Raw genomic sequence first — 9,271 nt, 5'->3', positions numbered from 1 at the left:
TCGGCGACCTCGTGATCGACGTCGACGCCCGCATGGTCCACGTCGATCACGCGCCCGTCGAGGTGACCCGCACAGAGTTCGATCTGCTCGACGCACTGTCCGAACGCCCCCGCATGGTGTGGTCCCGTGGCAAGCTGCTCGAACGCATCCGGGGATCCGCCGAGTACCGTGACGAGCACGTGATCGACGTACACATCGGCAACCTGCGGCGCAAGCTGGACGACCCCGACGCGATCGAGACGGTGCGCGGCGTCGGGTACCGCATGGGCGCCCGACCATGACACGACAACCCGCGTCCGGATTGACGCGGCGGCTGCTCGCCGCGCACGCCGTGGTGATCGCCGTGGGCGCCACGACCCTGGCCGCCGTAGCGGTGCTGGCCGGCCCGAGCCTGTTCCGCAGCCACGTCCGCGCAGCGCTCGGACCGCTGTCGGACAGCGCCGCGGCGCATCTGGACGAGGCGTTCGCTCGCGCGCTGCTGCTGTCGTTGGGCGTGGCCGTGCTCACGGCAGCGGTCACGGCGTTGACGGTCAGCTGGGTCGTCGCGCGGCGCATCGCCCGACCGGTCAGCCGGCTGGCCGACAGCGCCGGCCGCGTCGCCGCCGGCGACTACCACACGCGGGTGCCGGTGCCGTCCCCCGACGACGAGCTCGCACACGTCACCCGCAGCTTCAACCGCATGGCCACCGTGCTCGAGGACAGCGAGACCACCCGCCGCCGGCTGCTGGCCGACCTCGCGCACGAGCTGCGCACGCCACTGGCGACCCTGGAGGGCTACGTCGAGGGGCTCGACGACGGCGTGGTGGCCGCCGAACCCGCGACCTGGCGGACCCTGGCCGACGCGCTGGCGCGTCTGCGCCGGCTGGTCGACGACCTCGGCGTGGTATCCCGCGCGGAGCAACACCCGCCCGACCTCGAACTGCAACAGGTCGGGCCAGGCGAGCTCGTCCATCAGGCGGTGGCCGCGGCGCAGCCGCTGGCGCAGCGACGCGGCGTGCGACTCCACGCCGATGTCACCGGCCGGACGGCGGCCGTGCTGGTCGACGTCGACCGCATGGGCGAGGCGCTGCACAACCTGCTCGACAACGCCGTCCGCCACACCGGACACGGTGGCGACGTCACGGTCACGACCGACGTCGATGGTGGGTGGGTCGAGCTCGTGGTGGCCGACGACGGCGAGGGCATCGACGCCGCCGACCTGCCACACGTGTTCGAACGGTTCTACCGGGCCGACGCGGCCCGCGGTGACCACCACGGCGGCAGCGGCATCGGGCTGACGATCGTCGACGCGATCGTGCGTGCCCACGGCGGCAGCGTGCACGCCGACAGCCGCGGCCGGGGCACGGGCGCCCGGTTCACGATCCGCCTGCCCACCGCCCGGGCGGGACGCGGTTTGATCGGATCTTGATCGTCCACACGGCCGACACTTGACCCGACCCGCCGACACTTGACGCATCGTCCCAAGGAAGGTGGCTGTCGTGATGTTCTTCGGTTGGCTGTGGCCACTGCTCATCGTCGCTGCGATCGTCGCCATCGTGCTCGCCATCCGCGACCGAGGCGGCAGTGACGAGGATCACCGTGGCGCTGAACAGGCGCTCGCCCGCCGCTACGCAGCAGGTGAGATCGACGAGGAGGAGTACCGCCAACGCGCCGCCACCCTCACCGACACGCGCCCGCGCGGGAACCGCCAGTCGTGGTGGCCGCTGGCGATCGCCGTGGGAGCGATCGTTCTGCTGATTGTCGCGTTGCTGTGGGGTGGCATGGGCTCGGGCTGGATGTGGAACAGCATGGGCCGCCACATGGGCTGGACGGGATCCGCGTCGGCGCAGACCGGCGACGCGACCCGGCCCTACGCCGACGCGACCGTCGTCGACGTGACCGCGACCGACCTGGCCTTCGATCCCAGCGCGATCGCCGTCGACGCCGACCAACCCGTGAACCTCCGCCTCGTCAACCGCGGGCAGGTCTTTCACGACCTGACCATCCCCGACCTCGACGTGACGCTCGCGGCCGAGCCCGGCGAGACCGTCACCGCGGGCATCACCGTCGACACCCCCGGCACGTACGAGTTCCTGTGCACCGTGCCGGGTCACGCCGACGCCGGCCTGCGCGGCACGCTCACCGTGAGCTGAGCTCGACCCGGATGCACGGCTTCGCCTTCGTCGTGCAGCGCGCCGCACCGACGACGGTGGTTACGGCCCGGCGGCTTCGGAGGCGGAGGCGTTGTCCGGCATAGGTCGGAGGACGCGCTTGTCGTACTTCAGCGTCTCCATGAGCTCGTCGAAGATCTCCTCCCCGCGGCCATCGCGGACAGCCTGGGCGACGTGGGTCTCGAGGTGATGGCGGAACACCTCCCGGCTGGTGCCCTCGAGCATGCCCTGGACGGCGGCGAGCTGTTTCATGATGTCGGGGCACCAGGCGTCGGCATCGACCATGCGGATGATCCCGTCGAGGTGGCCGCGCGCGGTCCTGAGGCGGTTGTTGACGGTGCGGTGGTAGTCGTCCATCGCCGCATGATAACCGGTCCCCATCCCCAGTGGGGTGGAGAGCCCGGCGCATGATGGCCGGGTGACGCTAGCGGTCTGCAAGTGGGATCGTGCCCGCTGCGCGCATGCCGTCGAGGACCCGCGAGATGGCGGTGGTCAACGCGGTGGTGCGCCACTGGTCGGGGTCGTGCGCGGCGACGGTGCTCCAGGCGTGGTCGAGGCGCTCGAGGACCCTGTCGCGTTCGTCGGCCTCCGGCCATGCCAGGCGTTGGTGGTTCTGGACCCATTCGAAGTATGAGGAGATGACCCCGCCGGCGTTGGCGAGCAGGTCGGGCACGACTGCGATGCCGGCGGCGTGCAGGATCGCTTCGGCCTGGGGGGTGCTGGGTCCGTTGGCGCCTTCGACGACCAACCGGGCGGTGACCCGTGGCGCGATGTCTGCGGTGAGGGTGCCGTCGATGGCGGCGGGGATCGCGATGTCGCAGGGGGTCTCGAGCACGCTGCCGTCGATGGCGTCGCCGTTCGCGTATGCGGCGAGGGGGCGGCCCTGTGTGGTCCACGCGACCAGCGCAGGCAGGTCGAGTCCGCGTGCGGCGTGAACGCCGCCACTCACGTCGGCGACGGCGACGATGGTGGCGCCGCGGTCGGCGAGTTCGGTGGCGGCCCAGCGACCCACCGATCCGAATCCTTCGACGGCCACCGTCGCATGGTCGATGCGACCACCCGCGTGCTGGTACGCGAGGGCGGCGAGGTGGGCGACGCCCACACCGGTCGCTTTCGGTCGGAACCGGCTGCCGCCGAGGATCTCGGGTTTTCCGGTGACCAGACACGGGTCGCCGTGACCGGCGTCGGCGGCGGCGTGCAGCATCCAGCCCATCACGTCGGCGTTGGTGCCGACATCAGGCGCGACCACGTCGGTGTCGGGTCCGATCACCGGCAGCATCCCGACCGTGTACGCGCCCGTGAGGCGTCGCAACTCGGCCGGCGAGAACCGCTCGGGGTCGCAGGGGATGCCGCCTTTGGCGCCGCCGAACGGCAGACCCACCAGCGCGGTCTTCCACGTCATCAACCGCGCCAGCGCGGTCACGTCGCTGGCCGTCACCGACGGGTGGTAACGGACGCCACCCTTGGCGGGACCTAGCGCGTGGGAGTGCTGAACCCGGTAGCCGGTGTAGATCTCCAGCGCGCCGTCGTCGCGTTCGAGGGGGACCTCGATCTCGATCGAACGGGCGGCGCAGTGCAGCGCACACATCACCGCTCGGTTGAGTCCCAACCGCGTAGCTGCCTCCTGGAACCGTGCGGCCTCCCAGTCGAGCAGCCGACCGCCCGTCGCCGGAGCCGGAGCCTCGCCATGATGATGCAGCGAGTTCACGCAGCGCTCGCGGTGGACGCCGCCCACCGCGTCAGCGTGAGCCTGTGCCATGGGTTCGCCGATCTTCGTCGGTCGCCTCGCGTGACGCGGCCGAAGGCTCGTGACCGTCGTGGGCTCCGGTCGCGTCGTGGCCGGCGGGCGGTCGGGGGTGCCGCGGGCTTCGGAGGAGCCGGGGGTGCCAGCGGCGCAGCCGGTTGGCGTTGCCGACGACCGACAGTGAGCTGGACGCCATCGCGGCGGCGGCGATCATCGGCGACAGCAGCCGGCCGGTCACCGGGTACAGCAGCCCGGCCGCGATGGGGATGCCGATCGCGTTGTACACGAAGGCCAGGAACAGGTTCTGGCGGATGTTGCGCATCGTCGCGCGCGACAGCTCGATCGCGGTCACGAGCCCGCCGATCAGGTCGCTGATCAGGGTGATGTCGGCGGCCTCGATGGCCACGTCGGTACCCGAGCCGATGGCGATGCCGACGTCGGCCTGGGCCAACGCAGGTGCGTCGTTGATGCCGTCGCCGACCATCCCGACCACGCGACCGTCTCCCTGAAGGCGATGGACCTCTCGGGCCTTGTCCTGCGGCAGAACCTCGGCCAGCACGCGGGTGATGCCGACCTGGCTGGCGATCGCGGCGGCGGTGTGCCGGTTGTCGCCAGTGATCATCACCGGCTTGACGCTGAGGCGCTGCAACGCGGCGACGGCAGCCACCGCGTCGTTCTTGATGGTATCGGCCACCGCGACCAGGCCGGCGGGGCGGCCGTCGACGGCGGCGTACATCGGGGTCTTGCCGGCCTCGGCCAGCCCCGCGGCCACCCGGTCGAGCGGGTTGGTGTCGACCCCGGCATCGGTGAGCAGGCCGCGGTTGCCGCACAGGACGTCGTGATCGTCGACGGTGGCGCGGATGCCCCTGCCGGTGACCGAGTCGAACCCGTCCGGCTCGGTCAGGGCCAGGTCACTGGCGTGGGCGCCGCGCACGATCGCCGCGCCCAGTGGATGCTCGGAGACGGCCTCGGCAGAGGCGACAAGCCGCAACAGCTCGCTGTCGGCCAGGCGGTCGTCGACGGTCACGACGTCCGTCAGCTCGGGTGTGCCCTTGGTAATCGTGCCGGTCTTGTCCAGCACGATGGTCCGAAGCTTGTGTGCGGTCTCGAGCGCCTCGGCGGAGCGGATCAGGATCCCCTGCTCGGCGCCCTTGCCGGTGCCGACCATGATCGACAACGGCGTGGCCAGCCCCAGCGCGCAGGGGCAGGCGATGATGAGCACCGACACCGCCGCCACGAGCGCCAGGGTCAGCGCAGGCTGCGGTCCGACGACGAACCACACGACGAAGGTGGTGATCGCGATGAACACCACCGCCGGGACGAAGTAGCTGGACACCATGTCGGCCAGCCGCTGGATCGGCGCCTTGGACGCCTGCGCCTGCCGGACGAGCGTGATGATCTGTGACAGCATCGTGTCGCGACCGACGGCGGTCGCGCGCAACCGGAACGCGCCGGTCTGGTTGATGGTCGCGCCGATCACCGTGTCGCCGACGGTCTTCTCGACGGGGATGGACTCGCCGGTGACCATCGACTCGTCCAATGTCGACGCCCCCGAACTGATCTGGCCGTCGACGGGGACCTTCTCGCCGGGCCGGACGATCACGATGTCCCCGGCGACGACATCGGCGACATCGATCTCGGCCTCGGTGTCGTCGCGCACCACACGGGCCGTCCTGGCCTGCAGACCGAGCAGCCTGCGGATCGCTTCGCCGGTGCCCGCCCTGGCGCGCACCTCCAGCAGCCGGCCGAGCAGGATCAGCGTGATGATCACGCCGACCGCCTCGTAGTACACCGCGCGCACGTCGGTGGGCACGAGGCCCGGCGCGACCGTGACGACCAGGCTGTAGCCGAACGCGGCGGTGGTGCCCAGCGTGATCAGCGAATTCATGTCCGCCGAGCGGTGCCGCAGCGCCAGCCACCCGGTGCGGTGGATCGGCCAGCCCGTGTAGCACATCACCGGGGCGATCAGGGCGAGTTGCACCCAGCGGTTCAGCAGCACTTCCGGCACCCAGGTCGCGCCGAACAGGTCGGTGGCCATCACCGCGACCACGACCGGTGTCGACAGGATCGCGCCGATCAGCACGCGCCACGACAGGTCGTGGATCTCGGCCCGCCGGGCGGCCGCCTCCGGGTCCTCGTCGGGCGACGCGCGACCCAGCACGAACTCCACCTGCCCGGCACGAGTGCTGAGATCCGTCGGAGGGATGGAATCGACCGCGTCGGTCGTACCGTCGCTGTCCGGTGCCAACACGCCGTCACCGGCCGGCTCGACGATCAACCGTCCGTGGATCATGTTCATCCCGCACGCGAACCCGTGCTCGCCAACCTCGGTCGGCGTCAGCTCAACCGTGGCCGAGCCGAACGCCGGCAGATCCGCCGACACCTGGAAGTCAGGGAGGACCACCTTCGACGTGCACTCCCCCGCCTCCTGTCGGTCGAACGTCAACCGCACCGGGACGCCCTGCCGCACCCGGATCGCGTCGGGCGAGTAGCCTCCCCTGACCGTGACGGTCACCTCCTGCACACCGGCCCGCAGCTCCGCCTGGCCCGCCCGCTTCGGGCCGAAGAAGTACCAGGCCAGCCCGCCGATCGCCGCCGCACCGGCCACGATCACCAACCACTCTGCGCCCGTCACCGTCGCTCCGATCCTGCGGGCCATCCCAGGGAGGGTATCCCACCCCAGGTGGGCGGGCTATGGGTTTCGCGGTGAGGCACGTGGTCTGTCTCACCTCAGGTCCTTGGCGCCGCCAGCCGGTGGAACACCACGGCCGCGACAGCGGTGACGCCGACCAGCCACGCGACAGCGAGCAACGCCCCGGTGGTCTCGTCGAAGCCAGCGGTGAACGCCCCGTCGACCAGCACGCGGACGGCGCCGTACGCGGGCATCGCGGCGGCCCATGATGGCGGCGCGGCGTCGAACATGATGTTCTGCGCCAGCCCGACATCCAGGAACGGCAGCAGGAACATCAGGTACAGCCCACCGAGCCGGCCGACAAGCGGGCCGACCACCACACCGATCATGGCGTAGGTCAGTGCGACGGCGACGGTGGCCACCCCGAAGGTCGCCCACACGTCCGGCTCGAAGCTGGCGGCGGTCACTGTCAGCGAGACGCCACTGACGAGGAGTGCGGCCAGCGCGATCACGCCGAGGCGGGCCGTGAGCACCTCCCGGGGCCGGAACCCGGCGATCACCAGCCGGCGGTCAGCTTCGGCCGATCCGAGCACGACGAACAGGCCGGCCAGCCCGGCCAGGAATGCCACCGTGATGGCGACCATGAGCGCGCCGTGTACGTCGGTCATCGGCAGGATCGTGATGGCGCGGCGGCCGTCCTCGGCGAGCTCCACCGGCGCGGGGTCGTCCGGGGTGACCGCGACCGACACCGTGATGAAGTACAGCGGCAGCCCCACCAGCAACACCCACAACGCGACGTTGCGCCGGTACTCGCGCCACGCGTAGCGCAGCCCGGCGCGCAGCCGGACACCGCTCGAGCTCGCGCGGCGCGCGCCCCGGGTGGTGGCTGGCCGGGTCGTGGCCAGCAGTGCAACGAACGCCACGAGCAGCCCAGCGACGGTCCAGACCAGCGCTGCGCCGAGGTCACCCAGCGGACCCGCATGCTCGGTGGCGGCGTCGAGCATCACCAGCGTCGGGAAGTGGGTTGGAAACCCGCGGATGAGCAGCGACTCGGTGCGACCCATCGCCGGTCCGAGGAACACGTCGAACATCCACACGAAGATGATCACCAGCGACCCATTGACCTCCGAACGCACCAACGCACCGACCACGGCACCGATCCCCAGGTAGATCACGGCGAACATGGCGGTCGCTCCGACGGCGCGCGGCACATCGGCCACGTCGGTCCGGACGGCCAGCGCGACCAGCGCCCCGACGGCCGCCACGGCCGCCAGCAGCAGCGACGACGCCAACCGGGCGACCACGACCCGCGATGTGATCGAGCCGGCCGCGGCCAGCCGCCGGTCGGGCTCCCGCGATCCGCTGACGTGGAAGAACCCGGCGACGCCGGCCAGGAACGCCGCCGCCCACCCCGCGGTCGCGGCCTCGAGCTGGCCGAGACCGGCCTCGCCGCCGAGGATGCGCGCGAAGTCGGCCAACGCGCCCGCCGACAGCGCCACGAACACCACCGGCACGACCGCCAACAGCACCAGGTTCAGTGGGCGGCGGGCGTACTCGGTCAGGTATCGCCAGGTCAGCAGGCCGGTCATCGCGCCACCGTCCTTCCGTCGACCAGGTCGTAGATCCGGTCGAACCGCCCGGCGTCGGTGATGAAGTGGCTGATGATCAACAGTCCCCGACCGGCGTCACGGCGCGTCCGCGTCAGCTCCCAGAACCGCTGGTAGGTGTCCCAGTCGAACCCGGCGTACGGCTCGTCGAGCAGCAACAGCTCCGGGTCGGGCAGCAACGCCAGGCCCAGGTTCAACTTGGCGCGGGTCCCACCCGACAGCTCCTCCACCCGCGCGCCGCGCCAGCCGGCGAACCCCAATGTCTCGTAGACCGCGTCACGCGAGCGAACGATGTCGGCCTCGGACAGCCCGTAGGCGCGGCCGAACAGCTCGAAGTGCTCATCACACGTCAACCGCTCGTACAGCACCGGCTCCTGCGGGCAGTAGCCCAGCCGGCCGGCCAGCGAGACGGTGCCGGCGTCACGGTCCAGCGCGCCGACGAGGATCTTCATCAACGTCGACTTGCCAGACCCGTTCTCGCCGACCAAACCGACGACCTCGCCCGGCCACAGCCGCAGCGCAGCGCCGCGCAGCACCCGCTTGACGCGCCGACGTGGCCACCACCCCGTCCGGTAGGTCTTGGCCACACCGTCCGCCGTCAACAGCGGCGAACGTCGACGCGCGTCGGCGGTCGCATGCGACGTCGGATGAACGTTCACGGCCATGATCGGCACACCTCGCAATTCCAACGCTGGTGCACTCAGTATCCACCCCACCGGGGGTGGGATCAACGTCAAAGGTCCCGACATGTGCGGGCCAACGACCCGTACCGATCGCCGGTACGCGATCGATCGCGGATCCCGTGTCACGACGGGCGCCCGAGAGCCGACCGTGACCGCTCGGTGCTTCGCACCCGATGTCCGCCAACCGGCCGACCAGTCACCGACCGGCGCAGCCGCCCCGCGCCGGCACCCAGCGGGTCACCGCTGAAGGGCGTGCCAGGACCCTGCTGGTCGCTGCCCGTCCCAGGCCGTGGTTCAGACTGCCTCGCGCCGCTGCGACGCGAGTCGTGTCAGTCGTCGCAGACGAGTTCGCCCTCCCATGCCTCGCGGCCCTCGCTGATCGCGAAGCCCGCGATGACGAAACCGGCGACGGCGTCGATCCACGTCCACCCGAGCACGGCGAAGGCCACCAGACC

Annotated in this window: 8 protein-coding genes; 3 read left to right on the top strand and 5 right to left on the bottom strand. The window is 71.1% G+C overall.

The window, feature by feature from the left end:
- The 3 genes from VFZ70_09105 to VFZ70_09095 form a co-directional block, all read left to right on the top strand.
- Nucleotides 1-281, top strand: a 281-nt coding sequence (locus tag VFZ70_09105) for a winged helix-turn-helix domain-containing protein (protein ID HEX6255954.1), incomplete at its 5' end; no start/stop codon positions are given.
- Nucleotides 278-1,408 (top strand): ATP-binding protein, encoded by a 1,131-nt coding sequence (locus VFZ70_09100; GenBank protein ID HEX6255953.1) that lies wholly within the window; start codon nucleotides 278-280, stop codon nucleotides 1,406-1,408. The genes VFZ70_09105 and VFZ70_09100, both read left to right, overlap by 4 nt.
- Before the next feature lie 73 nt (nucleotides 1,409-1,481).
- Nucleotides 1,482-2,132 (top strand): cupredoxin domain-containing protein, encoded by a 651-nt coding sequence (locus VFZ70_09095; GenBank protein HEX6255952.1) that lies wholly within the window; start codon nucleotides 1,482-1,484, stop codon nucleotides 2,130-2,132.
- Nucleotides 2,133-2,192: 60 nt separating this feature from the next.
- Here the strand turns inward: VFZ70_09095 and VFZ70_09090 are convergent, their stop codons facing one another.
- From VFZ70_09090 to VFZ70_09070, 5 genes are all read right to left on the bottom strand, one after another.
- Nucleotides 2,193-2,507 carry a metal-sensitive transcriptional regulator gene (locus VFZ70_09090; GenBank protein ID HEX6255951.1) on the bottom strand — a complete coding sequence of 105 codons (315 nt, stop codon included), beginning with the start codon at nucleotides 2,505-2,507 and terminating at the stop codon, nucleotides 2,193-2,195.
- Nucleotides 2,508-2,574: 67 nt separating this feature from the next.
- Nucleotides 2,575-3,909: a Glu/Leu/Phe/Val dehydrogenase gene (locus VFZ70_09085; GenBank protein HEX6255950.1), complete on the bottom strand. Its 1,335-nt coding sequence runs from the start codon at nucleotides 3,907-3,909 to the stop codon at nucleotides 2,575-2,577.
- On the bottom strand, nucleotides 3,890-6,529 hold the full coding sequence (locus VFZ70_09080; GenBank protein HEX6255949.1) for a heavy metal translocating P-type ATPase: 2,640 nt from the start codon (nucleotides 6,527-6,529) through the stop codon (nucleotides 3,890-3,892). The genes VFZ70_09085 and VFZ70_09080 overlap by 20 nt, the downstream gene beginning before the upstream one ends.
- A gap of 95 nt (nucleotides 6,530-6,624) precedes the next feature.
- A complete protein-coding gene (locus VFZ70_09075; GenBank protein HEX6255948.1) occupies nucleotides 6,625-8,115 on the bottom strand; it encodes a hypothetical protein in 1,491 nt (496 codons plus the stop codon).
- Nucleotides 8,112-8,798, bottom strand: a complete 687-nt coding sequence (locus VFZ70_09070) for an ABC transporter ATP-binding protein (protein ID HEX6255947.1) — start codon at nucleotides 8,796-8,798, stop codon at nucleotides 8,112-8,114. Before VFZ70_09070 ends, VFZ70_09075 begins: the two co-directional genes overlap by 4 nt.
- Between the last annotated feature and the right edge of the window lie 473 nt (nucleotides 8,799-9,271).

The organism is Euzebyales bacterium (assembly GCA_036374135.1).
In the GTDB taxonomy this organism is placed as follows: Bacteria; Actinomycetota; Nitriliruptoria; order Euzebyales; family JAHELV01; genus JAHELV01.
The sequence above is the reverse complement of the archived record's forward strand: the minus strand, read 5'-3'. Positions and strand labels throughout refer to the sequence as shown.